The organism is Streptosporangiales bacterium (genome assembly GCA_009379825.1).
Taxonomy (GTDB): Bacteria; Actinomycetota; Actinomycetes; order Streptosporangiales; family WHST01; genus WHST01.
The window spans coordinates 27,709-51,100 of sequence record WHTA01000027.1; the positions used below are offsets into that span (position 1 = coordinate 27,709).

At 71.0% G+C, this 23,392-nt stretch carries 23 protein-coding genes and 1 pseudogene; 12 read left to right on the top strand and 12 right to left on the bottom strand.

Annotated features, from left to right (window positions below; translation table 11 throughout):
• Positions 1-28: 28 nt before the first annotated feature.
• Positions 29-1,717 carry an FAD-dependent oxidoreductase gene (locus GEV07_15140; GenBank protein MQA03996.1) on the bottom strand — a complete coding sequence of 563 codons (1,689 nt, stop codon included), beginning with the start codon at positions 1,715-1,717 and terminating at the stop codon, positions 29-31.
• Between the two features lie 28 nt (positions 1,718-1,745).
• Here GEV07_15140 and GEV07_15145 point away from each other — a divergent pair, with 28 nt between their 5' ends.
• Positions 1,746-3,053, top strand: coding sequence for a hypothetical protein (locus GEV07_15145; protein MQA03997.1), 1,308 nt, complete (start codon positions 1,746-1,748; stop codon positions 3,051-3,053).
• 60 nt (positions 3,054-3,113) lie between these two features.
• Here the strand turns inward: GEV07_15145 and GEV07_15150 are convergent, their stop codons facing one another.
• Positions 3,114-4,700 carry an aldehyde dehydrogenase family protein gene (locus tag GEV07_15150; protein ID MQA03998.1) on the bottom strand — a complete coding sequence of 529 codons (1,587 nt, stop codon included), beginning with the start codon at positions 4,698-4,700 and terminating at the stop codon, positions 3,114-3,116.
• 314 nt (positions 4,701-5,014) lie between these two features.
• Between GEV07_15150 and GEV07_15155 the strand changes: the two genes are divergently transcribed.
• Positions 5,015-5,590 (top strand): hypothetical protein, encoded by a 576-nt coding sequence (locus tag GEV07_15155; GenBank protein ID MQA03999.1) that lies wholly within the window; start codon positions 5,015-5,017, stop codon positions 5,588-5,590.
• A gap of 128 nt (positions 5,591-5,718) precedes the next feature.
• A complete protein-coding gene (locus GEV07_15160; GenBank protein ID MQA04000.1) occupies positions 5,719-6,144 on the top strand; it encodes an Ohr family peroxiredoxin in 426 nt (141 codons plus the stop codon).
• Between the two features lie 51 nt (positions 6,145-6,195).
• Here the strand turns inward: GEV07_15160 and GEV07_15165 are convergent, their stop codons facing one another.
• The 5 genes and pseudogenes from GEV07_15165 to dhaK all read right to left on the bottom strand — a co-directional run bounded on the left by GEV07_15165 (position 6,196) and on the right by dhaK (position 10,846).
• On the bottom strand, positions 6,196-6,660 hold the full coding sequence (locus GEV07_15165) for a GNAT family N-acetyltransferase (protein ID MQA04001.1): 465 nt from the start codon (positions 6,658-6,660) through the stop codon (positions 6,196-6,198).
• A 103-nt stretch (positions 6,661-6,763) separates the two neighbouring features.
• The gene (ptsP, locus tag GEV07_15170; protein MQA04002.1) at positions 6,764-8,482 is read right to left on the bottom strand and encodes a phosphoenolpyruvate--protein phosphotransferase; all 1,719 of its coding nucleotides are present in this window, start codon (positions 8,480-8,482) and stop codon (positions 6,764-6,766) included.
• Between the two features lie 25 nt (positions 8,483-8,507).
• A pseudogene (locus GEV07_15175) lies at positions 8,508-8,960 on the bottom strand (HPr family phosphocarrier protein).
• 252 nt (positions 8,961-9,212) lie between these two features.
• A complete protein-coding gene (dhaL, locus tag GEV07_15180; GenBank protein ID MQA04003.1) occupies positions 9,213-9,845 on the bottom strand; it encodes a dihydroxyacetone kinase subunit L in 633 nt (210 codons plus the stop codon).
• A gap of 2 nt (positions 9,846-9,847) precedes the next feature.
• Positions 9,848-10,846: a dihydroxyacetone kinase subunit DhaK gene (dhaK, locus tag GEV07_15185; protein ID MQA04004.1), complete on the bottom strand. Its 999-nt coding sequence runs from the start codon at positions 10,844-10,846 to the stop codon at positions 9,848-9,850.
• A gap of 151 nt (positions 10,847-10,997) precedes the next feature.
• Here dhaK and GEV07_15190 point away from each other — a divergent pair, with 151 nt between their 5' ends.
• The 3 genes from GEV07_15190 (at position 10,998) to GEV07_15200 (ending at position 13,353) form a co-directional block, all read left to right on the top strand.
• The gene (locus GEV07_15190; protein ID MQA04005.1) at positions 10,998-11,951 is read left to right on the top strand and encodes an MIP family channel protein; all 954 of its coding nucleotides are present in this window, start codon (positions 10,998-11,000) and stop codon (positions 11,949-11,951) included.
• A 137-nt stretch (positions 11,952-12,088) separates the two neighbouring features.
• Positions 12,089-12,664 (top strand): cysteine dioxygenase, encoded by a 576-nt coding sequence (locus GEV07_15195; protein MQA04006.1) that lies wholly within the window; start codon positions 12,089-12,091, stop codon positions 12,662-12,664.
• A complete protein-coding gene (locus GEV07_15200; protein ID MQA04007.1) occupies positions 12,664-13,353 on the top strand; it encodes an FCD domain-containing protein in 690 nt (229 codons plus the stop codon). The genes GEV07_15195 and GEV07_15200 overlap by 1 nt, the downstream gene beginning before the upstream one ends.
• Before the next feature lie 17 nt (positions 13,354-13,370).
• Here GEV07_15200 and GEV07_15205 read toward each other — a convergent pair whose 3' ends face one another.
• Both GEV07_15205 and guaB read right to left on the bottom strand, forming a co-directional pair.
• Positions 13,371-14,486, bottom strand: a complete 1,116-nt coding sequence (locus GEV07_15205) for a GuaB3 family IMP dehydrogenase-related protein (GenBank protein ID MQA04008.1) — start codon at positions 14,484-14,486, stop codon at positions 13,371-13,373.
• A gap of 18 nt (positions 14,487-14,504) precedes the next feature.
• Positions 14,505-16,001 carry an IMP dehydrogenase gene (guaB, locus tag GEV07_15210; GenBank protein MQA04009.1) on the bottom strand — a complete coding sequence of 499 codons (1,497 nt, stop codon included), beginning with the start codon at positions 15,999-16,001 and terminating at the stop codon, positions 14,505-14,507.
• 135 nt (positions 16,002-16,136) lie between these two features.
• Here guaB and GEV07_15215 point away from each other — a divergent pair, with 135 nt between their 5' ends.
• Positions 16,137-16,517 (top strand): hypothetical protein, encoded by a 381-nt coding sequence (locus GEV07_15215; GenBank protein ID MQA04010.1) that lies wholly within the window; start codon positions 16,137-16,139, stop codon positions 16,515-16,517.
• 16 nt (positions 16,518-16,533) lie between these two features.
• On the opposite strand, the gene GEV07_15220 is transcribed toward GEV07_15215, so the two are convergent.
• Both GEV07_15220 and GEV07_15225 read right to left on the bottom strand, forming a co-directional pair.
• Positions 16,534-17,463: a hypothetical protein gene (locus tag GEV07_15220; protein ID MQA04011.1), complete on the bottom strand. Its 930-nt coding sequence runs from the start codon at positions 17,461-17,463 to the stop codon at positions 16,534-16,536.
• Positions 17,460-18,137 (bottom strand): sigma-70 family RNA polymerase sigma factor, encoded by a 678-nt coding sequence (locus GEV07_15225; protein ID MQA04012.1) that lies wholly within the window; start codon positions 18,135-18,137, stop codon positions 17,460-17,462. The genes GEV07_15220 and GEV07_15225 overlap by 4 nt, the downstream gene beginning before the upstream one ends.
• A gap of 585 nt (positions 18,138-18,722) precedes the next feature.
• On the opposite strand from GEV07_15225, the gene GEV07_15230 reads away from it, so the two are divergent.
• Positions 18,723-19,580, top strand: coding sequence for a hypothetical protein (locus tag GEV07_15230; GenBank protein ID MQA04013.1), 858 nt, complete (start codon positions 18,723-18,725; stop codon positions 19,578-19,580).
• A 6-nt stretch (positions 19,581-19,586) separates the two neighbouring features.
• Here GEV07_15230 and GEV07_15235 read toward each other — a convergent pair whose 3' ends face one another.
• The gene (locus GEV07_15235) at positions 19,587-20,153 is read right to left on the bottom strand and encodes a TetR family transcriptional regulator (protein MQA04014.1); all 567 of its coding nucleotides are present in this window, start codon (positions 20,151-20,153) and stop codon (positions 19,587-19,589) included.
• Positions 20,154-20,226: 73 nt separating this feature from the next.
• Between GEV07_15235 and GEV07_15240 the strand changes: the two genes are divergently transcribed.
• The 4 genes from GEV07_15240 to GEV07_15255 are packed head-to-tail and all read left to right on the top strand — an operon-like array spanning position 20,227 to position 23,323.
• Entirely contained in the window at positions 20,227-20,754 is a 528-nt protein-coding gene (locus tag GEV07_15240; GenBank protein ID MQA04015.1) for a MarR family transcriptional regulator, read from the top strand.
• Positions 20,751-22,628 carry an MFS transporter gene (locus GEV07_15245; protein ID MQA04016.1) on the top strand — a complete coding sequence of 626 codons (1,878 nt, stop codon included), beginning with the start codon at positions 20,751-20,753 and terminating at the stop codon, positions 22,626-22,628. Before GEV07_15240 ends, GEV07_15245 begins: the two co-directional genes overlap by 4 nt.
• 18 nt (positions 22,629-22,646) lie before the next feature.
• Complete coding sequence (locus GEV07_15250) at positions 22,647-23,063, top strand: hypothetical protein (protein MQA04017.1); 417 nt, start codon at positions 22,647-22,649, stop codon at positions 23,061-23,063.
• On the top strand, positions 23,060-23,323 hold the full coding sequence (locus tag GEV07_15255; GenBank protein MQA04018.1) for a hypothetical protein: 264 nt from the start codon (positions 23,060-23,062) through the stop codon (positions 23,321-23,323). Before GEV07_15250 ends, GEV07_15255 begins: the two co-directional genes overlap by 4 nt.
• Positions 23,324-23,392 lie beyond the last annotated feature (69 nt).

The following is a 23,392-nucleotide window of genomic DNA, read 5'->3' on the forward strand; positions in this document are numbered from 1 at the left end:
CCACGCGCCCGTGGTCCCTTCGGCGTTGCTAGGGCCGCGGGTCGGGGTCGGGGAGCCGCAGCGCGGCCGGAGCGCCGGCCGGCACCGCCGGGTGCGCCGGCGGGACGGGCGCCAGCCGCTGGTACGGGTCGCCGAGCGGCGGCCGCGCGTCCGGCTCACCGCGGTTCGGCCACAGTGACATCGCGCGCTCGGCCTGGGCGGTGATGGTCAGCGACGGGTTCACCCCCAGGTTCGCACTGACCGCCGACCCGTCGACGACGTGCAGGCCGGGGTGTCCGTACACCCGGTGGTACGCGTCGATGACGCCCTCGTCGGCATCGCCCCCGATGACACAGCCGCCGAGGATGTGCGCGGTCATCGGCACGTTGAACACGTCGCCCCAGGTGCCGCCCGGCTTGCCGCCGATCACCTTGGCCAGCCGGCGCACCGCTTCGTGCGCGACGGGGATCCAGGTCGGGTTCGGCTGACCATGCCCCTGCCTGGACGTCAGCCGCCGCCCGAACGGCCCGCGCCGCAGCGACACGGTGAGCGAGTTGTCCAGCGTCTGCATGACCAACGCGATCACCGTGCGCTCGGACCAGCCGCGCACGTCCAGCGACCGGAAGAAGTCCAGCGGATGCTTCGACTGTTCCCTGGCCCAACGCAGCCAGCGCGGCACCTTGCCGCCGCCGTCGACCAGCACCGTCGCGAGCAGGCCCATCAAGTTGCTGCCCTTGCCGTACCTGACCGGTTCCACGTGCGTGTGCTCGTCCGGGTGGAACGAGGACGTGATCGCCACGCCCTTGGTGTAGTCGCCGTCGCCGCGCGGGCGGATCGCGCCGAGCAGCGCCTCCGAGTTGGTCCTGGTGAGCCGGCCGAGCGCCGGCGAGAGGTCGGGCAGCACGCCGTCGGCGCGCATCCGGTGCAGCAGCCGCTGCGTGCCGAGCGCGCCCGCCGCGAACACCACGTGCTCGGCGGTCAGCGACGCCCGCCCGGCGCTGCTGCCGGTACGTACGGTGGCGACTGCGTACCCGGGGCCGTCCGCGAGCGGGCGCACCTCGGTGACCGTGGTCAGCGCCCGGACCTCCACCCCGAGCCGCTCCGCCAGGTACAGGTAGTTGCTCGGCAGCGTGTTCTTCGCCCCGAACCGGCAGCCGGTCATGCACGACCCGCACTGGATGCAGCCCGTACGCGACGGACCGGCGCCGCCGAAGTACGGGTCGTCGATGGTCTCCCCCGGCTTGCCGAACCACACCCCGACCGGCGCCAGCCGGAACGTGTGCCCGACGCCCATCTGGTCCGCCACCGTGCGCATCGCCTCGTCCGACGGCGTCATGGTCGGGTTCTCCGTGACGCCCAGCATCCGCCGCGCCTGGTCGTAGAACGGACGCAGCTCGTCCTGCCAGTCGGTGATGTCGCGCCACTGCGGGTCGCGGAAGAACGGCTCAGGCGGCTCGTACAGCGTGTTCGCGTACACCAGTGAGCCGCCGCCGACACCGGCGCCGGCGAGCACCACCACGTCGCGCAGCACGCTGATCCGCTGGATGCCGTAGCAGCCCAGCCGCGGCGCCCACAGGAACCTGCGCAGCTGCCAGGACGTCCTCGGCAGCTGCTCGGGGGCGAACCGCCTGCCGGCCTCGAGCACCACCACCCGATAGCCCTTCTCCGCCAGCCGTAGTGCGGTGACGCTGCCACCGAACCCGGACCCGACGACTGCGACGTCGAAGTCGTGCTCCATCCGGCCATTGTCCACCTATGGCGAACCTATGCCGGCGCTACCTAGCGTCGAGAGCGTTGCCACACCCCTACCTGAGCAGGAGCAACGCGTGCACAAACAAGTTGCCCGAGGGCTCGCCGTGGCCGCGGCGAGCATCCTCGCGGCCATCGCCTTCGGTACGCCCGCCGCCGCCATCCCGGTGGAGCGCGTCACCACGAAAGCGGTCTTCAACACCGCAGGTGGCGGTACCGAGATCAAGGACGAGTTCATCAAGCTCATCGACGGCGCCGCGCCCGACTCGACGATCCGCACCGCGGCATTCCACGTTCGCGACCAGGACATCGTCGACCGGCTCATCGCCGCCGCCGACCGCGGCGTGCAGGTCCACGTCGTCGCCGACAGCGGCGCCGCCGAAGACGCGCCGCACCAGGAGCTCGAGGAGGCGATCGGCACCGACACGAGCGCGTCGTCGTGGGTGAAGCGCTGCGAGGAGGACAACGCCTGCATCGGCGACCGGCCGGGCAAGGCGGTGATGCACAGCAAGTTCTTCCTGTTCTCCGACACCATCAACACTTCGAACGTCGCCGTCCTCACGTCCGCGAACCTCAGCGACACCGTGGGCGGCACCGCCGGCTGGAACAGTGCATACGTCGACGTCGGCAACCCGGAGCTGTACACCCGGCTGGACGCCTACTTCAACACCCTGGCGAGCGGGAACAAGGACGACAACTACTACGACAGCAACCCGCCGGACGTCACGGAGAACGTCAAGACGTACTTCCACCCGCGGCGGCAGGACGACCAGGACGACACGTACGTGAACATCCTCGACGGCGTCGACTGCGACGCGTCGGAGACGACCATCAGCATCAGCAACTGGTGGCTCGGTCGCCAGGCGGTGGCCGACAAGCTGAGTGAGCTGCGGCGGCAGGGCTGCGAGGTAGAGCTGGTGGTGAACTACATCTCCGACGAGGAGTGCGAGACGCTGGCCGACACCTCGTTCTACGCCCCGGTGCGGATCTACGGGTTCTCCGAGGACACGCGTGGCGAAGGCACGCACCAGAAGGACATGACGATCGACGGGAACTACCTCGGCGAGGACACCAAGGTCACGTTCACCGGTTCGCACAACCTGGTTCCCTCGTCGCTGGACGAGAACGACGAGATCACCGCACGGGTCTACGGCGACGAGATCCATGACCAGTTCGCGGCGAACTTCGATCGGGTGAAGGACGCTGCCGACGTCACCGTCAACCCGCTCGAGCCGGACAGCGGCTGCGAGCAGCTGGACCCGCATCCGGAGGAGCAGGAGCTCGAGCGCGGCACCCGCGACCTAGAGCGCGGCACCCGCGTCTGACCGCCGAACCTGGGCGCGGCACTTGGGTATCCCTGGACCCCTGGTGCCGCGCCCATCCGTTCAGCGGCGCGGGGTCTTGCGGAGCAGGCGCAGGCCCGCGGTGAACAGGCCGGCCCACTGTTCATGGGTGAGGCCCGGCGGGGTGCCGAGGCCGAGCAGCCGCTGGGTCGCGATCGTCTGGGTTTCCGTGTACTTCAGGACGCCGGGGGCGCCGTGCCTGCGGCCGAGGCCGGACGCGCCCATGCCGCCCATCGGCGCGTCCAACGAGCCCCAGGCGGCGGCGTAGCCCTCGTTCACGTTCACGCTGCCGGCGCGTAGCCGCGCGGCCAGCGCCCGGCCGCGGGCGGCGTCCGTGGTCCAGATGCTCGCGTTCAGCCCGAACTCGCCCTCGTTCGCGCGCTGCACCGCCTCGTCCTCGCTGCCCACCGGGTAGACGCTGACCACCGGGCCGAACGTCTCCTCCGCGTAGCACTGCGCGTCGCTGGACACGTTGGCCAGCACCGTCGGCGGGTAGAAGTACGGGCCGAGCTCCGGCCGCGGCTCGCCTCCGGTGAGTACCTGCGCGCCGTGCGCCCTCGCGTCGTCGACGTGCGCGCTCACCCGCTCCAGCTGGCTGCCGGACGTCAGCGAGCCGATGTCCATGGAGAAGTCGAACGCCGCACCTACGCGCATCGCCTCGATCTTCGCTACGAACCGCTCGAGGAACGCGTCGTAGACGCTCGCGGCCACGTACATCCGCTCCATCGAGATGCACAGCTGCCCGGACGACGAGAAGCACGCCCGCACGGCGCCTTCCGCGGCGCGGCCGAGGTCGGCGTCGCTGAGTACGAGCATGGGGTTCTTGCCGCCGAGCTCCAGCGTGGAGCCGACCAGCCGGCGGCCGGCCTTCTCCGCGACACCTCGGCCGGTCTTCGTGGAGCCGGTGAACATGACGTAGTCGGCCAGGTCGAGCACCGCGCCGCCGATCTGCTGGCCGGGGCCGAGCACGACCTGCCACAGCCCTTCGGGCAGCCCGGCCTCGTCGGCCAGGCTCGCCGCCCACAGGCAGGTCAGCGACGTCTGCGGGTCCGGCCGCTGCACGACGGCGTTGCCGGCGAGCAGCGCGGCCAGCGTGTCGGACGCGCCGAGCGCCAGCGGGTAGTTCCACGGCGACACCACACCGACCACGCCGACCGGGTGGTGCAGCTCGACCACCTGGGTGAGCAGCGGCAACAGCCCGGACCGCCGGCGCGGCATCAGGTACCCTGGGCCGCCGCGCGCGTAGTACCGGCTGCTCAACGCGACATCGGCCACCTCCTCGTACGCGTGCATCCGCGACTTGCCGTTCTCCCACTGGATCAGGTCGAGCGCCTCGGACTGCCGGTCGAGTACGAGGTCGTGCAGGCGCAGCAGCACCTCGGCGCGTTGCCGCGGGGTGCGTCGCGCCCAGTCGCGCTGCGCCGCCCTGGCCCTGTCATATGCCGCCGTGACGTCCTTGCGCGTCGACTGCGGCAGCTCGGCGATCGGCGCACCGGTGTACGGCGCCACGACCGGCAGCCGCTTGCTGCCCGTCGCCGACGCACGGCCGAGCAGCCGGGCAACCGCCGCGTCACCGGGCGGGGCGGGGAACTGCGCCTGACCAGGGGGCGCCACTGGCGTTGTACTCATACCGTGAGCCTATTTGCTCGGCGAACGCCGTAGATAGGGCCACACCTGCAGCGCCTGTGACAACAGCGGGGTTGCCTACTGCCCCATACCAGGTGCCTGTATCACCGCGTCGCGATGCGGCTCGTATGGGGAGGTACGGACGAGGGGAACCACCATGAGATATCGATTCCCCCCACCTCCCCACCCCCCACCGAGCTGGCCGAGGAAACCACGCGGCTGGACCCACCGCCCGACTGGAGGAAACCCCCGAGTTGCGAGGATCCGCCCGAGGGGGGCAGCTCTGGGTCAAGCGGTCGGTGTTCTCCTCACCGGCCATGATCGCCACCTACTCGGTGGCGGCAACGGTGGCCCTGGTCGGGAGCCTGTTCCTGGGCATCTCTGCAGCCACGTCGACGGCGGCCAAGGAGCCGACCGCTACACCCACGTCGAAGCCGGCGAAGGCGGCGTCCAGCAAGCCGGTCGACGAGCCGACCGAGCAGCCCGAGGACATCGAGTACGCGATGGGCGACGTGGCTCGGTTCGAGTCGGATGACGGGACCAGAGGGAAGCTGAAGGTCTCCGGCCCGAGACTCGAGGACGGGGCAGCGTACTCGTACGCGTCGACACCCGCCAACGGCCACTTCGTGATCTTCAAGATGCGGCCCAGCTGCCAGTCCGGCAGCTACCAGGTGTGGGCCGAGGACTTCTATGTGGTCACGCGGGGCGGTGAACGGTTCGACATGGATGACGGGAACGCGTGGGACGCGACCTCTCAGGAACAGATCTCGGTGGAAACGGTGAACGCTGGCGAGAGGAAGAAGGGCGTCCTGGCGTTCGACCTGCCGAGCGTGCACGGGAAGATGTACGAGCCGAACGGTGACGGGGAGCCGATCGCTACCTGGGCGTTCTGAAGCACGTGCGCGCTGCCAGCACTGACCGTGAGCCTATGCGGACACGCCGTTGAGGGAACACCGTGGCGGGCCGTAGGTTTGGGGCGACGAACTGTCCGCGTGGAAAGCGTGAGGAGAAGCCGATGACCGTGAGGACGCCGGAAAAGGTCGCCTACCGCACCAAAGTGGTCTCCACCGGGAGCAGGCGTGGCGGGCGGAGCACGAGCGAAGACGGCCTCCTCGACGTGGAGCTCGAGATGCCGGAGGAGCTTGGCGGGCCGGGCGGCAGGACCAATCCAGAACAGCTGTTCGGCGCGGGCTTCGCCGCCTGTTTCACCAGTGCGCTCGGCCTCGTCGCGAAGGACGACGGCGTCGACGCCTCGAACGCGCGGGTCACCGCCGAGGTCGGTTTCGGGCCCGAGGGCGAGAGCTTCGGCATCACCGTCGACCTCACCGTGGAGGTGCCCGGCCTGGACACCGCCAAGGTGCAGGAGCTGGCCGACGCCGCGCACCAGGTGTGCCCGTACTCCAAGGCCACCAGGGGCAACATCCCGGTGACCGTCACCGCGGCCTGAGCCCCGCAGCCGACGCAGCGCGCGGTGGGCCGTCGCCCGCCGCGCGCTGTTTCATACCGTCCTGCGCATGACCACCCTGGACGCGCTCGGCCTGGCCACCTCGGTGAACCCGTGCGCCGCCAGCTGCGCCCTGGTGCCGACGTAGACCTCCGCCGCCGGTGCCCGCGCGATGTCCACCGGGTACGCCTCCACCTCACGCGCGCCGTGCGCGGCCGCGTACTCGACGCCGGCGTCGACCAGACCGTGCCCCACGCCGCGCCGCCGGTGTGCGCGCGCCACGTAGAAGCAGGTCATGGCCCACACCTCCGGGTCGCTCTTGGCGCCGACGGGCAGCGGCGAACGGCGCAGCCGCCCGTAGCCGGCACGCGGCGCGACGGCCACCCAGCCCACCGGCTCCGCGCCGTCGTAGGCGAGCACACCCTGCGGTTCCCCGGCTTCGACGAGCCCACGGAGCGCGGCCCGGTTGCCCGCGTTGCCGTTCGCCGCCAGCTCCCTGCCGGTCTGCCGGAAGAACATGCACCAGCAGCCGCCGTACGCGCCGTTCGGCCCGAACAGCGTCTCCAGGTCGGCCCAGCGGTCGGCGGTGAGCTCGGCGTACGTCCACGTCACGGGCGGCACCCTACGCGAGCAGGGCACGGACGTCGGCGGCCGAGGTGGCCGCGAGCGCGCGCTCGGCGAGCTGCTGCGCCTCGGCGTACGACGTCGCCCGCACCGCCTGCTTCACCTCGGGCACCGCGACCGGTGTGACGGACAGCTCGGTCACCCCGAGGCCGAGCAGCAGCCCGGCGACCGCCGGGTCGGCGGCGAGCTCACCGCAGACGGCGAGCTGCCGGCCGTGACCGGCCGCCGCCTGCGCGGCCTGCCGGACGAGCCTGAGCACGGCCGGCTGGCAGGCGTCGGCCAGCTCGGCCAGGTCGGCGTTGCCGCGGTCGGCGGCCAGCACGTACTGGGTGAGGTCGTTGGTGCCGACGGAGAGGAAGTCCACCCGCGCAGCGAACGCGTCGGCGAGCAACGCCACCGCGGGCACCTCGACCATCACGCCCACCGGCAGCTGGACGTCGACGCCGACGTCGGCCCTGGCCCGGTCGAGCAGATCGACGGCGCGCTGCAGCTCGTCGAGCGTCGTGACCATCGGGAACATCACCTGCATCCGGTGCGCCGCGGCCGCCCGGACGACCGCGCGCAGCTGGGTGCCGAGCACGTCGGCGTGCCGCAGCCCGAGCCGCAGGCCACGCACGCCGAGGAACGGGTTCTCCTCCCGCGGCTGCGCGAGGTACGGCGCGGGCTTGTCCGCGCCCACGTCCAACGTACGGACGGTCACCGGCGCGCCGGCGAACTCGGCCGCGATGGCGGCGTAGGTCTCCGCCTGCTCGTCCTCGGTGGGCGGTTCGTCGCGGTCGAGGAACAGGAACTCCGTACGCAGCAGTCCGACGCCGTCCGCGCCCTGGCCGGCCGCCGCCGCAGCGTCCGCGACGGAGCCGACGTTGGCCGCCACGGCGACATGCACGCCGTCTGTGGTCACCGCGGGCTCGCCGGCCACCCGCAGCGCTGCGCTCCGGCGCTGCTGCGCGGCGGCGTGCCGCCGGTCGTACTCCTCGCGCAGGGCACGCGGCGGCTGCACGTACACCGCGCCGGTGTCCCCGTCCAGCAGCACCGGCTGTTCCTCGTCCAGCCGCAGCACGGACTCGCCGGCGCCCACGACCGCGGGGATGCCGAGGGTGCGGGCGAGGATCGCCGCGTGCCCGGTGGGCGCGCCCGTCGCGGTGAGCACGCCACGAACCAGCTCGCGGTCGAGGGCGGCCGCGTCGGCGGGACCGAGCGCGTCGGCCACCACGATGCCGGGCCCTGCCACCGAGCGGCGCGGTGATACGCCGGTCAGCGCGGCGACCACCCGGCGGCCCACGTCGGCGACGTCCTCGGCCCGCGCCCGCTGGTACGCGTCGTCGACCTGCTGGTAGCTCGCCACCACGTCCGCGACCGCGTCGCGCCAGGCCCGGCCCGCCGGCACGCCGGTCGCCACCCGGTCGAGCGCGGCGCCGAGCAGCGCGTCGTCGCCGGCGAGCAGCAGCTGCACGGTGAGGATGTCGGCGGCCTCCTCGCCGAGCGTCTCCGCCGCCTGGTCGCGTGCCGCCGTGAGGTCGCGCTCCACCTCGGCCACCGCCGCACCGGTCGGCCTCCGCCGCCGGCGCCCCCGGTGCGGTGTCCGGGTCGGGCACCTCCGCCAGCCGGAAGTGCCGCACCTGCGCGTACGAGCTGCCGGGTGCGGCGGGCAGGCCGACGAACGTCGCGTCAGGCACGTCGGCGACCGGCGTAGCGGCCGGCGTCCGAACCGGGGCAGCGAGGTCGTCGCCGAAGCCGTCCGCGGCCAGCCGGCGGAGCGCGTCCAGCGCCGCGTCCGCCTGCGCGCCTGCCGCGCTCACCCGCAGCCGGTGCCCGCCCACGGCGCCCAGGGCGATCACGCCGGCGAGGCTGCGCGCGGACACCGGGCCGTGCCCGCTGGTGAGGTCGGCGATCCGCACCTCGGCGTCGAAGCCGGACACCGTACGCACCACGCGCGCCGCCGGCCGGCCGTGCAACCCCAGCGGGTTCAGCACGTCGAGCTCGACGGCGCGTTCGTCAGCGGTGGCGTCGGTACGAGGCGGCGTCTCCTCGTCTGCCACGCCGAGCTGCAGCTGTTTGCCGTCCAGCCCGCGCAGCGCCTCGGCGGCGACGGCGGCCAGCGACCCACCGGTCTGGGCGGCGACGGCCGCGGTCACGGCGCCCTCCACCAGCGGCGCCGGACACAGCCGCACCTCGACGCCCTCGACGAAGTCCACCGCCGTCTCCGCCGAGAGCACGGCGCTGCCGAGGTCCATCAGCACCAGCACGCCGTCACCCGAGTCGGCGCGGGTGATCGCGTCGGCGACGCGCATGGCGTCGGTGCCCAACGGCTCGCCAGGCTCGTCCAGCCCGCCGGCCGGTTCGATCGTGACGTCGCCGGCCATCTCCGTGGCCAGCGCCGCGGCGCCCCTGGCCAGCTCGGCACTGTGCGACACCAGCACGATCCCGACCGCCACCGCCCGCCCTCCTCAGGCGCTGAGCGTGTCGGCGGCGCAGCGGAACAGGAGTGCGGCGGAGACCGCGCCCGGGTCCAGGTGCCCGGCGCTGCGCTCCCCCAGGTAGCTCGCCCTGCCCTTGCGGGCGACGAGCGGCTCGGTCGCGTCGCGCCCCTGCTCGGCGGCGTCGGCCGCACGGATGGTCGCCGCGGCGAGATCCGCGCCCTCGTCGACCGCCTCGAACAACGCGTCCCTGGCCGGCAGCAGGGCGTCGACCATCGTCTTGTCCCCCGCCTCTGCCTTGCCCCTGCTCTGCACGCCCGCTACGGCCGCCGCCATCGCTTCCGCCCAGTCGGCCGGCCCCACCTCCGTCGACGGCCCGAGCGACTTGCCCGCCTCCAGGAAGAACGTGCCGTACAGCGGACCACTCGCGCCGCCGACCTTCGACACCAGCGTCATGCCCACCGCGCGCAGCAACGCGCCGAGCTCCGCGCCTTCGGTGGCGTCGAGCTTCGCCACCACGGCGCGCATCCCGCGGTCCATGTTTATGCCGTGGTCGCCGTCACCGATGGCGGAGTCGAGCTCGGTCAGCTCCGTCTTGCGTGCCGTCACCGCGTCCGCGAACGCACGCACCCACGCCCGCACCGCCGCGCCGTCGGCCGCCATGCTCACCGCCACCGCAGCGCGGGGGTGTCGACGGGTGCGTCCCACAGGTCGGTGAGCTCCTCGTCCAACCGCAGCAACGTGATCGAGCATCCCGCCATCTCCAGCGAGGTGATGTACGGACCGACCAGGCTGCGCTCGATGGTGATGCCGCGGCCGGCCAACAGCTTCGCCAGCTCGCCGTAGACAACGTACAGCTCAGTGAGCGGTGTGGCGCCCATCGAGTTGACGAACGCCAACACCCGGTCGCCGCGCCCGAACGGCAGGTCGCCGAGTACGGGCTCAACCAACTGGCCGACGACGTCGGCGGCGGGCGCGAGCTTGACGCGTTCCCTACCCGGCTCGCCGTGGATGCCGATGCCGATCTCCATCTCGTCGTCGGCGAGCTCGAAGGTGGGTGTGCCGGCGGCGGGCACCGTGCACGGCGTCAGCGCCATCCCCATGCTGCGTGCCTGACTATTCACTTTCCCGCACAAATACGCGACGGTGTCCAGCGAGTCACCCCGCTCAGCCGAGGCGCCGGCGATCTTCTCCGCGAGCACCGTCGCGCCCACCCCGCGCCGGCCGGCGGTGAACGTCGAGTCCTCGACCGCGACGTCGTCGTTGACGAGCACCGACTGCACCTCGACGCCTTCCTCCCTGACCAGGTCGGCGGCCATCTCGAAGTTCATCACGTCACCGGTGTAGTTCTTGACCACGAACAGCACGCCATTGCCGCCGTTGACCGCCTTGGCCGCATCCACCATCTGGTCCGGTGTCGGCGAGGTGAACACCTCGCCGGGGCAGGCGGCGTCGAGCATGCCGTGGCCGACGAACCCGCCGTGCAACGGTTCGTGACCGGAACCGCCGCCGGAGACCAGTGCGACCTTGCCGCCCACGGGCGCATCGGCTCGCGCTACGTAACGGGGGTCGAAATTCACCGTGACGTAAGTCGGATACGCGGCGGCGAAACCCGCCAGCGCTTCGGTGATTACGTCGTCGGCGGCGTTGATGAGCTTCTTCATGCCGGTCTCCTGTCTCGGACACGACCTGGGCCGCGTCCCATCATTACCGATGCCGCCCCCTTCGGCACAAGGATTACCGCGCGGAGAAGTCATTGCCGGAAAGCCGGTAGAAGACGTACAACTGGCGTACCAACTGCCAGGAGGTACGACAATGGCTGTCGAAATCCCTCCGCTCCTCGCCAAGGGCAGCGGGCTCAAGAGGCTCGGTGGCACCGGCGGCGAGTTGCTCGCGGAGTTCCTGGGTACGTTCGTGCTCATCGCGTTCGGCGACGGTGTCGTCGCCATGGCCGTCACGGCGCTTCCCGGCTCCGGCCGGGCGGAGAGCTCCACGACGATCTTCCTCGCCGCCGGCGACTGGTTACTGATCGGCTTCGGCTGGGCGTTCGCCGTCGCCTTCGCCATCTACGTCGCGGGCGGCGTGTCCGGAGCACACATCAACCCAGCGGTGACCCTCGCGTTCGCGGTACGGCGCAAGTTCCCCTGGCGCAAGGTGGGGCCGTACATGCTCGCGCAGGTCGTGGGTGCGTTCGCCGGCGCCGCTCTTGTGTTCCTCGTCTACCACGACGCGATCGCCGCCTTCGAACAAGCCAGTGATCCACCGGGGCACAGCGTCGCCACCTTCTCGATCTTCGCGACGTTCCCCGCACCGTACTTCGACGGCGGCATCTGGGGGCCGTTGATCGACCAGATCGTCGGCACCAGCTTCCTCGTCATGTTCGTCGTAGCGCTCATCGACCGCCGCAACATGGAGGTCAAGGCAAACCTCGGCCCACTGCTCATCGGGCTCGTGGTGGGCGCGATCGGCATCTCGTTCGGTGCGAACGCCGGCTACGCGATCAACCCGGCACGTGACTTCGGCCCGCGGCTGTTCGCGTGGATGGCCGGTTGGGGGGACCTCGCTCTCCCCGGCACGTCGCCAGGCGAGTTCACCGCGTACTTCTGGATACCGATCGTCGGACCGCTGATCGGTGGTGTCCTCGGTGTGCTGATCTACGACCTGTTCATCGGCAACGTGCTGCACGCTCGCGAGCTCGCCGAGCGCACGGCCGAGACGGGAAGGACGACACCGACCGAGACGGAGGAGACCGCCGCCGGCGACGACTGAGCACGTACCCGTACCCCACAGAGCGTGCCCCGGCCACCCACCCGGCCGGGGCACGGCTGTTGTACGCTGGGAGAAATTGACATCTCAGTTCGAGATGATTGACATCTCAGCTGACCAGAGGGTTGTGAGGTACCACCATGGCCACCGACGCACTGCGGGAGTTCACGACCGCGATGGACGAGCTGGTGGCAGCCGACGCCGACGCGGCCGCCCGGGCCGCGGGGGCGGCGAAGTTCCTGCCGGAGCTGCTCGCGCACCCCGAGTTCCTGAGCGACGAGCATCGCGTCGGCTCGACGGAGCACTACACCCAGCACGTCGTGCACGTACACGAGAGCGGGGCGTACTCCGTGGTCGCGCTGGTGTGGCTGCCCGGCCAGCGCACCCCGATCCACGACCACCGCTGTTGGTGCGTGGTCGGCGTGCTCCAGGGCGCGGAGCGTGAGGTGAGGTACCACCTGGTCAGCGACGGCGCCGACGAGTGGCTGACCGAGCAGGAGAGCCAACGCAACCAACCTGGCAGCGTCTCCGTGCTCGTACCGCCTGAGGAGAACATCCACCTGGTGGAGAACACCTGCGACGGCACCGCGATCTCGATCCACGTCTACGGCGACGACATCGCGACCGTCGGCAGCAGCGTGAACAAGGTCTTCACCCAGGAGGTGCGCGACGACACGGGCACCGCCGTCGGCTGGCGGGCGAAGGCGGCGCGCTGATGCCCACGGCGAACGACACGGTCTCGCTGGGCAGCACCGCCTACACGGTGGTGAAGCGCGCCATCCTCCGCTGCCAGCTGACACCTGGCCAGCAGGTCAGCGAGAGCCAGCTGGCCGGCCAGTACGGGCTCGGCCGCGCGGCCGTCCGTACGGCGTTGAGCCGGCTGAGCCAGGAGGACCTTGTACAGCCGGTCGCGCGCAGCGGCCACCTGATCGCGCCGATCACGCTCGCCGGCGTGCGCGACGTCTTCGACGTCCGGATGCACCTGGAACCGCCGGCCGCGCGCCGGGCCGCGGGCGGCGGCGCCGACCTCGCCGTGCTGCGTGAGCTCGAGCTCGCCTGCCGGGCGGAGCGCTACGAACCTGGCGACGACGACGCCGTCGACCGGTTCCTGCGCGCCAACACCGCACTGCACGTCGGCATCGTCGCCGCCGGCGGCAACAGCAGGATGGCCGGCATCGTGCGCGGGCTACTGGAGGCGAGCGAGCGCTTCTTCCACCTCGCGCTCGGCCGCACCGACAGGAACGACGAGATGTACCACGAGCACCACGACCTGATCGACGCTATGGTCGCCGGCAACCCCGACCAAGCCCACGCGGTGTGCGTAGAGCAGATCGAGGCGTCAAAACGCATGGTCGTGGACGCCCTCCTGTCGACCAGCGACCTCCGCGACGTCAACCTCGCCTGACCCCGCCGGTCCGGGCGTCAGTGGCCGGGGTCGACGACGAGTTCTACGCGCTGGAACTCCTTCAGCTCCGAGTAGCCGGTCGTCGCCATGGCGCGGCGTAGGGCGCCGACGAAGTTCATCGAGCCGTCCGGCACCTTCGACGGGCCCAGCAGTACCTGCTCGAGCGACCCGACGGTGCCGACGTGGACGCGCTCGCCGCGGGGCAGTTCGCCGTGTGTCGCCTCGGCACCCCAGTGCCAGCCGCGGCCCGGGGCCTCCGCCGCCCGCGCGAGCGGTGACCCGACCATCACCGCGTCGGCGCCGCAGGCGAGCGCCTTCGTCATGTCGCCGCTGCGCGACATGCCGCCGTCGGCGATCACGTGGACGTACCGACCGCCGGACTCGTCCAGGTAGTCGCGGCGCGCGGCCGCGACGTCCGCGATGGCCGTGGCCATCGGCACCGCGACGCCGAGCACCTTCCGCGTCGTGTGCGCGGAGCCGCCGCCGAACCCGACGAGCACGCCCGCCGCGCCGGTACGCATCAGGTGCTGCGCGGCCTGGTACGTGGCGCAGCCGCCCACCACGACCGGCACGTCGAGCTCGTAGATGAACTGCTTCAGGTTCAGCGGCTCGGCCCGGCTGGACACGTGCTCGGCGGAGACCGTGGTGCCACGGATCACGAAGATGTCGGCGCCGGCATCCACCACGGTCTTGTAGTACTGCACCGTACGTTGCGGGGTGAGCGCGCCGGCGACGACGACGCCGCCCTGCCTGACCTCCTCGATCCGGCGGCCGATCAGCTCCTCCTTGATCGGCTCCGCGTAGATCTCCTGCAGCCGCCTGGTCGCGGCCTCGTCGGGCAGCTCACCGGCCTCTGCGAGCAACGGCTCCGGGTCCTCGTACCGGGTCCACAGCCCCTCCAGGTCGAGCACGGCGAGGCCGCCGAGCCGCCCCACGGTGATCGCGGTGGCCGGCGAGACGACGCTGTCCATCGGCGGGACCACGAGCGGCATCTCGAACCGGTACGCGTCGATCTGCCACGCGACGGAAACCTCTTCAGGGTCACGGGTACGCCTGGACGGCACTATCGCCACGTCCTCGAAGCCGTACGCCACCCGGCCCCGCTTGCCCCGACCGATCTCCAACTCCGTCATGCGCCTCCTTCGCAGTCCTCAGCGGCCGTGGTAGTTCGGCGCCTCGACGGTCATCGCGATGTCGTGCGGGTGGCTCTCGGTGAGCCCGGCGGCGGTGATCCTGACGAACCGCCCGTTGTCATACATCTCCGGGAGCGTCGACGCCCCGACGTAGCCCATCGCCTGCCGCAGTCCGCCGATCAGCTGGTGCGAGACGGCGGAGAGTGGACCACGGTACGGCACCTGGCCCTCGACGCCCTCGGCGATCACCTTGTCGTCGGTGAGCACGTCGTCCTGGAAGTAGCGGTCCTTGGAGTACGACTTCTGCCCGCCGCGCGACTGCATTGCGCTCAGCGACCCCATGCCCCGGTACGCCTTGTACTGCTTGCCGTTGATGAACAACAGCTCGCCCGGGCTCTCCTCGCAGCCGGCGAGCAGGCTGCCGAGCATGACGGTGTCCGCGCCGGCCACGATCGCCTTCGCGATGTCGCCGGAGTACTGCAGGCCGCCGTCGCCGATCACCGGCACCCCGGCGGGCCGGCAGACCTCGGCCGCGTCGTGGATCGCGGTGATCTGCGGTACGCCCACGCCCGCGACGACCCGCGTCGTGCAGATCGAGCCAGGGCCGACGCCCACCTTCACCCCGTCGACGCCGGCCTCCACCAGTGCCTGCGCGCCCGCCCGGGTGGCCACGTTGCCGCCGACCACGTCCACGCCGGTGTCGCGCTTGAGCTGCCGCACCATCTCGAGTACGCCGCGGGCGTGCCCGTGCGCGGTGTCGACGACGAGCAGGTCCACGCCCGCGTCGACGAGCGCGCGGCCGCGCTTGTACGACTCCTCGCCGGTGCCCACCGCGGCGGCGACGACCAGCCGGCCGTCACCGTCCTTCGTGGCGTTCGGGTACTTGTCGCGCTTGACGAAGTCCTTGACGGTGATCAAGCCGCGCAGCCGGCCGTCGCCGTCGACCAGCGGCAGCTTCTCCACCTTGTGCGCGCGCAGCAGCTCCATCGCCTGCTCCGCGTCCACGTCCGGGCCCGCGGTCACCAGCGGCATCAGCGTCATGATCTCGCGCACCGGCCGGGAGTCGTCCTCCTCGAACCGCATGTCCCTGTTGGTCACGATGCCGACGAGCACGCCGTCGCCGTCGACCACGGGGGCGCCGGAGATGCGGTAGTGCCCGCAGAGCTTGTCGACCGAGCCGAGCGTGTCGTCCGGGCGGCAGGTCACCGGATTGGTCACCATGCCCGCCTCGGACCGCTTGACCAGGTCGACCTGCACGGCCTGCTCGTCGATGGACAGGTTGCGGTGCAACACGCCGACGCCGCCCTGGCGCGCCATGGCGATGGCCATCCGCGCCTCGGTCACCGTGTCCATCGCCGAGGACGCGAGCGGCAGCCGCAGCGTCACCCGTCTGGAGATCTTCGTCGACGTGTCCACGCCGCTTGGGATGATGTCCGACTCGCCCGGCAGCAGGAGGACGTCGTCGAACGTGAGGCCGAGGGTGGCGAACTTGTCGGGAACGCCGGTGGGGTCCATGACACCTTCCGAACATGCCTGGCGGGCTTGCCGCACGAGCGAGAGCGCGTATGCCCCATGCTACGGGCGTACCCGGCGAACGGCTGCGACCGGCATCCTCCACCACCCATTGTTCGGGGACGTTAGTCTGGCCGGGTGCGTGACGAAACGCCTCCCGACCCGTTCGCGGAAGATCCGGAGGACCCGGCGTCGATGCTCGGCGACGACGATGACGCCAGGCTGACCGACGACGAGCGCGCCAGCGTGGAATCCGATCTGCAGGACGTGGAGATGTTCCGCGCCCTGCTCGAACCGCAGGGCGTGCGCGGCCTAGCCATGTCGTGCGCAGAGTGCAACGAGGAGCACTACTTCGGCTGGGACCTGCTCGGCGGCAACCTCAGGCAGATGATCGGCGACGGGCGGCCGGGCGTGCACGAGCCCGCGTACGCACCCGACCCGTCGCACTACGTCAGCTGGGACTACGCCCGCGGCTACCTGGACGGCGTACTGGACGCCGTCGAAGACGACGAGGCCTGACCCCGACAGTCCCGCGTCAGCTGCCCGACGGGCTCGCCGTGGGGCGCGGCTCGTAGCTCTGGCTCGGGCTGCTGTCGCTGTCGTCGGTGGTCTGCTCCTCCGACGGCGACGGCGAGTTCTCGCTGCTGCCACCGCTCGGCGACGGCGACACCGTCGGCAGGCCGGGCTGCGCGTCGCTCGAGCTCGACGACGGCCCGCTCGGGCCAGGGGTGTTCGGCGTCGCGGTGGTCGGGCGGCGGAACAGGATGCCGGTCTGCTCCTCGTCCTGCTGCTGCTCGGCCGTGCTCGGCGTCTGCTGCGGCCGGGTCGGCTGCTTCGTCTCCTTGGTGCAGATCACCAGCAGGCACTTCTTCTTGTACGGCGACTCCTCCGGCTGCCAGCCGGGTCCACCACCGGGCACGCCCCACAACCAGGACCAGTTCGGGTCGGCCGTCTGGCTGGTCGGCAGCGGCCGCGGCGTCTTCGGGTCGGCCTCGCCGCGCAGGTCTTCCGCCCGCTCCTCCAGCGTCGCACTGTGTGTGCTGGAACCGGCCTTGCGCAGCTCCTCGTCGGCCTTGCTGAGCTGCCTGTTGGCGGTGGCCTTGTCGCCGCGCTCCAGCGAACGCTGGGCTTCCTTCAGCGACCGGTCGGCGGCCTCGACGTGGTTGCCAGGACGCGGCGTCCAGAACGCGAAGCTGCCGGTGCCGCCTGGCTCCGCTGCGGCCACGCCGGTGGCGCCGAGCACGGTGGCCGCGACGGTGGTGGCGATCAGGCCGCGGGTCAGCCGGCTACCGCGGGTGCGGCGTCGCGGCGGCTTGATCTCGATGTCCTCCGCGATCGCGATGAGGACCTGCATGCCGTTGTCGGCACCTCGGGGGCGACGGCCCCGACCGATCTGGTCGAGGGCGAGGTCGTCGCGCAGCACGGCGTCGAGGTCACCTGAGTGCGGCGAACGGGGGCGGCTCACCTCGGCACCTCCTTACCACGCCGGCGCGGTTTCTGCGCCCGATGCCGGCCACGTGGGGGCGTGGCCTCGGGGTCTGGCATCTGCTGCTTCACCTGCTCTTGCTCTTTTTCCTGGTCGACCAGGGTACGGAGCCTGGCGAGGGCTCGGTGTTGCGCCACCCGGACGGCGCCCGGGCTCATCTCGAGGGCCTGCCCGGTCTCCTCGGCGGACAGGCCGGCGGCGACTCGCATCATGAGCAGGTGGCGGAGGTTTTCCGGCAGCTGGTCGAGCAGCGCGCGGGCGCGGTCGGCGTCGGCCCCGCGGAGCATGAGCTCCTCCGGGCCGGGAGCACCATCCTCCCGCTCGGGGAGCTCCTCGGTGGGGTAGGCGGTGCGGGCGGCGACCCGGTGGTAGTCGACGATCTTGCGCGCAGCAATGCCGAAGACGAGGGCCGTGAACGGCTTGCCCTCATCCCGGTACCGCGGTAGCGCGGCCAGTACGGCCACACACACCTCCTGCGCGACGTCGTCAGCCTGGTCGAACGAACCTCCTACACGACCCAGCCGCGCACGACAGTATCGCAGCACCAGCGGACGCAGCCGGCCGAGCAACTCCTCCGTGGCCCGAGGGTCGCCCGCTACGGCGAGCGGGACGAGATCCTCGAGATCCAGATCAGTCAACTGTGAGATCGTCAGGTCGGTCTCAGGTGTTACCGACGCTGTAGACTCAGCCGGCGCGCTACGCAGCTGGTGGGGTTTCACCTGCCGTTTCCCCCCACCGCATCACGGCATATCCCGTGCGTCACTCGATCCCCCCGGCGGATTTCGCGCGTAGCACACACCGTATCGGCATTCAGCTCACTGGAAAACCCTCAATTGCAGATTCTTCGTCGTCGTCACGAAAATGATGGCGTATGAGCGTCACCAGAGCGCCCTAGTCTCGTTCATCACCTAAGCCGCCGCAAGGAGGAACCGGTGGTCAAGGGCACGAATCGCCCACAATCAGGCGTGGCACTATGTGCCATTTTCGCCGTGTTTGCCCTGCTAGTTGCGTGCAGTTCCCCTGGTGAACCACAGGACATAACAAGTCGATCACAGCCCGTAACCACGCCCTCGGCAGCCCCCAGCGTCCGTCCGCTTACGTCGCATTCCTCCGCTGATCTGCTCGTCCGGAGCGCTCGCGGCCTATCAGACGGTCTGCGGGCAAAGATCCGCCGGGCGTCCGGAGTCGCGAGCACGCTGACGTTCGTCGCCGGCACCACCACGCTGAACGGCAGCAAGGTGACCGTCGCCGCCGTCGACCCGTCCACCTTCCGCCGCTACGCGCCGACCGGCACCGCCGAGTCCGACCCGCTGTGGGCCAGCGTCGCGCGCGGCGAGCTCGCGGTGATGCACCGGAAGGCGGCCAAGCTCGACCTCGACCTCGGCGGGCAGGCCAGGTTCGCGGGCGCGGACCGGCGGGTCGGCGCGTTCGCCACCACCCTCCCCGGCGTGGACGTCGTGGTCGACCGGGCGGTTGGCCAGCTGCTCGGCCTGACCGAGCACACCGGCCTGGTGGCGTCGGTGGGCAAGGCGGACCCCGGCCTGGTCGGCCAGCGCCTCACCGACCTGGTCGGCAAGGGCGGCGACGTCGACCTGCTGTCCGCCCCGCGCGCGATCCCGAAGTCGTTCGTGACCGGCGACGACGCGGCGCGCGCGTTCGGCACGTTCTCGTACCGCTACTCCGCGGACGGCACCATCACCCCCGACCCGGCGTGGGTAAGGGAGAACATCCGTACCGAGCGGGTGCCGATCCTCGGCAAGGTCACCTGCCACCGGCTGATGCTGCCGCAGCTGCGCGGCGCGCTCGCCGACGTCGTCGAGGCGGGCCTGGCCGACGAGATCAACTCGGACGAGTACGCCGGCTGCTACGTACCACGGTTCATCGAGAACAACCCGAACCGCCCGATCTCCCTGCACACCTGGGGCATCGCCGTGGACCTCAACGTCCCTGGCAACCAGCGCGGCACCAGCGGCGAGATGGACCGCAGGGTGGTCGCCATCTTCAAGAAGTGGGGCTTCGCCTGGGGCGGCGACTGGAGCTACACCGACCCCATGCACTTCGAGCTCGCCGCCCTACTCGAGGACGGCCCGAGCTGACTTCGGTCAACGGCGGCCGAGTGCCGCGGCGAACATGTCGGCGAGCACCTCGACGGCGACGTCCTGCTCACCGCTGGGTAGGCCGCGGGTGCCGAGCGAGCGCCGCTGGGTGCCTACGCCGGTCAGCAAGGCGGTCGCGGCCAGCGCGCGCACCCGCGCCTGCGGGCCGCCGCCGAGCAGGTCGGCGAGCGGCTGGACGAACTGACCGTCGACGCGGTCCGCGACGGCGGCGCGCAGCTCAGGCACCGCTGCCGAGCGGTTCAGCGCCTCCACCAGGGCGCGGTCGCCGGCACTGCGGTCGCCGAGGCAGAACTCCGCCAGCCGGCGCGGCAGGTCGTCCGGCCGGCCCTCGAGCAGCTGCTGCGACCGGAACGCCTCCGCGATCACCGCGCCGAACAGCTGCTGCTTCGACCCGAAGTACCGGTTGATCAACGCCGGGTTGGCGGTGGCTGCCGTGGCGATCGCCCGCACGGTCACCCGGTCGTACCCCTCGCTCGCGAACAGCTGCCTGGCCGCGGCCAGGATGCGCGCCTCGGTGGCGGCACGGTCGCGCGTTCTGCCCGTCCCCAACACGCCTCACCCCTTCTCGCCGCACATCATCGCAGCCCGGTTTGACAAGTATACGTGCGTTTACTAACTTGGTTGTATGCCGCAACCAACGACAGCCGGCGAAGGCCCCGGGCTCTCCGCGGAGGAAGAGCGCGCACTGCACGAGCTGCAAGAAGCGCTGATGGTGATCAAGCAGGCGGCGAAGCGGCTGCGCCCGCCGATGCCTCCCGACGTCGGGGAGAACGCGATCCCCATCCTCGGCGTGGTCAAGCGACTGCAGCCGACGCGGGTCAGCACCCTCGCCGCCGAGCTCGGCCTGGCGGTCTCCACGGTGAGCCGGAAGCTCGAACCCCTCGTACAGCGGGGCTGGCTGGACGTGTCGCCCGACCCTGACGACCAGCGCGCGCACCAGCTGTCCCTGACCCGCAGGGGCACCTCGGTGCTGTACGCGCAGCGCAGGCGCCAGATGACGAGGTACGCCGAACTCCTCGACGAGGAGACCAGGAGCCAGTTCCCCGACATGGCCGAGTTCTTCACCCGTGTCGCGCGCGCTCTGCACGACGCGGCCGAGCAAACACAACAGCACGAGGCTACGAAAGGATCCACGACGGTGACGGCGCGATGACGTCAGCACAGACAACGGCAGCATCAGCAGACGAACCGACGCGCTACACCCACCGTCAGGTGATGGAGATCCTGGTGGGCCTGCTGCTCGCCATGCTCACGTCGATGATCTCCACCACGGTCGTCGGTACGGCACTGCCCACCATCGTCGGCGACCTCGGCGGCCAGGACCAGCTCTCCTGGGTCGCCAGCGCCACCATCCTGGCGATGACCGTCTCCACCCCGTTGTGGGGCAAGCTGTCGGACATCTTCGGTCGCAAGCGACTGTTCCAGCTCGCCCTGCTGCTGTTCGTCCTCGCCTCGGCCGCGGCGGGGCTGTCCCAGAACATGGGGCAGCTGATCGCCGCACGTGCGGCGCAGGGTCTCGGGGCCGGCGGCCTACAGTCACTGACCCAGGTGATCCTCGGCGACGTCGTGGAACCGCGCGAACGCGGTCGCTACTCCGGTTACCTGGGCTCGGTCTTCGGCATCTCCACCGTGCTCGGCCCATTGCTCGGCGGGTTCCTCGTGGACACCGAGGGACTCGGCTGGCGCGCCTGCTTCTACGTGTCCATCCCGCTGTCCGTCGTGGCCTTCATCGTGATCCAGAAGGTGCTCAAGCTGCCGCACGTGAAGCGGGACGCCAGGATCGACTGGCTGGGCGCGTTCTTCGTCACCGGCGCCGCCGGCTCGCTGATGCTGTGGCTCTCGCTCGGCGGCAAGGAGTTCGACTGGGACTCCGGCTGGACGGTCCTCCTCCTCGCCGCGACGGTCATCTGCCTGGCCGGCGCGATCTTCGCCGAGCGGCACGCCGCGGCCCCGATCCTGCCGCCCAGCCTGTTCGCCAACAAGAGCGTGGTGCTCACCATCGTCGCGTCGCTGCTCGTCGGTGTGGCGATGTTCGGCGTGATGATCTACCTGCCGCAGTACCTGCAGATCGTCAAGGGCCTCAGCCCGACCGAGTCCGGGCTGATGACCGTCCCCATGGTCGTCACCATGTTCGTCATGTCGCTCGTGAGCGGACGGCTGATCACGAGGTTCGGGCGGTGGAAGGTCTTCCCGCTGGCCGGCACGCTGTTCGTCGGCCTCGGTCTGTTCCTCCTCTCGAACCTGCACGTGGACACCTCGCACCTGGTGTTCGGCTTGGACATCGCGGTCATCGGCGCCGGTCTCGGCATGACGATGCAGGTGTTGATCCTCGCCGCGCAGAACGCGGTACCGCGCAGCGACCTGGCGACCACGACGTCCGCCGTGGCGTTCTTCCGGTCGCTCGGCGGTGCCATCGGGATCGCCGGCTTCGGCGCGGTGCTCACCAACAGGCTCAGTACAGAGATGACGTCCCTGTTCCAGGAGCGCCGGGTGCCGCTGCCGAAGGGCGGCGGTGACGTACACCTGGGCACCCCGGACGCGATCCACCAGCTGCCCGGGCCGATCCAGGACATCGTGCTCGAAGCATTCACCAGGTCGCTGCACGCGGTGTTCCTACTCGGCGTGCCCGCCGCGGCGCTGGCGTTCGTCGCCGTGCTGTTGACGCCCGAGCTCACCCTGCGCACCGGCGGTGCGGCAGCAGCCGCGACACCACCTGTGGCACCGGCGACGAACGCGCACACCGACGACGACCTGCTGCTCGCCGGGCTGTTGCTCGCTCTCGTCGCAGAGCGGGCGAAGACGCTGGACGACCGCAGCGAGCTCACCGCGACGCTCGCCAGACTCGTGCCGAACCAACCCGGCACGGTCGCCGACCGCGCCAGGGTCGCGGTGGAACGGCACATCCGGCCACTGGCCGCCCTGCTCCTCCGGCAGGCCACCGGCATGGCGCGCAACGAACCGCTGCCGATCAGCCGACACGCGAAGGCCCGGTCGGCCGAACCGGCAGAACCCGTCTATCCGAACTGAAGTAGGGGGAATCATCCGATGACGCGACGACTGGTCAGCGCCGTGGCGGCCGCACTCGCCGCCATGGGCGGACTGTGGCTCGTCCTCGCACCGTTCGCGCTCGGCAGCCAGCCGAAGGGTGCCGACTGGACCGACCAGACCTGGACCGACGTCAGTACGGGCGCGGGCCTGGCGTTCGTCGGCCTGGTCGGACTGCTCGCCAGCGCTACCGCGCTGCGACAACACCTGCTGGACCGCGGCCTGGTGACGCCGCGCCCACGCCACGCACCCGTGCCGCAACCGGCGCCCGCCACCGAGCCGGCCGGCGGTGCCGACACCGAGCTGAAAGCACTCGTCGGACCGCTGGTCGCAGCCCTGACCCAGGACCTGGAACGGGATCGACGCGACGGTCACCAGCAGCTGACCGGCCAGTACCGAAGGGAGCAGCCGCTGTGAACGGCAAGGACAAGTTGAGCGTGGCGGCACTCGTACTCACCCTGCTCGGTGGCCTGTGGCTGGCTGCCGCACCCTGGCTGGTGGAACTTCAGCACCGAACTGCGAACTGGTCGACCGCCACCGTCAACGATTTCTGGCTCGGCATCGGCTTGGTCGCCCTGGCGACCACAGCACTGACCACCTACGTGGCGACGGCGCTGCGCTCCCTGCACAAGAGCACGTCGCCCGACGTCGATGAGAGCACCGCCGAGCAAAGCTGAGAGGCGGCCGACCGAAGCCACCCACGGTCTCGGCCGCCGTGCTAATCTCGCCCGGTCAGGTCGGCGCAG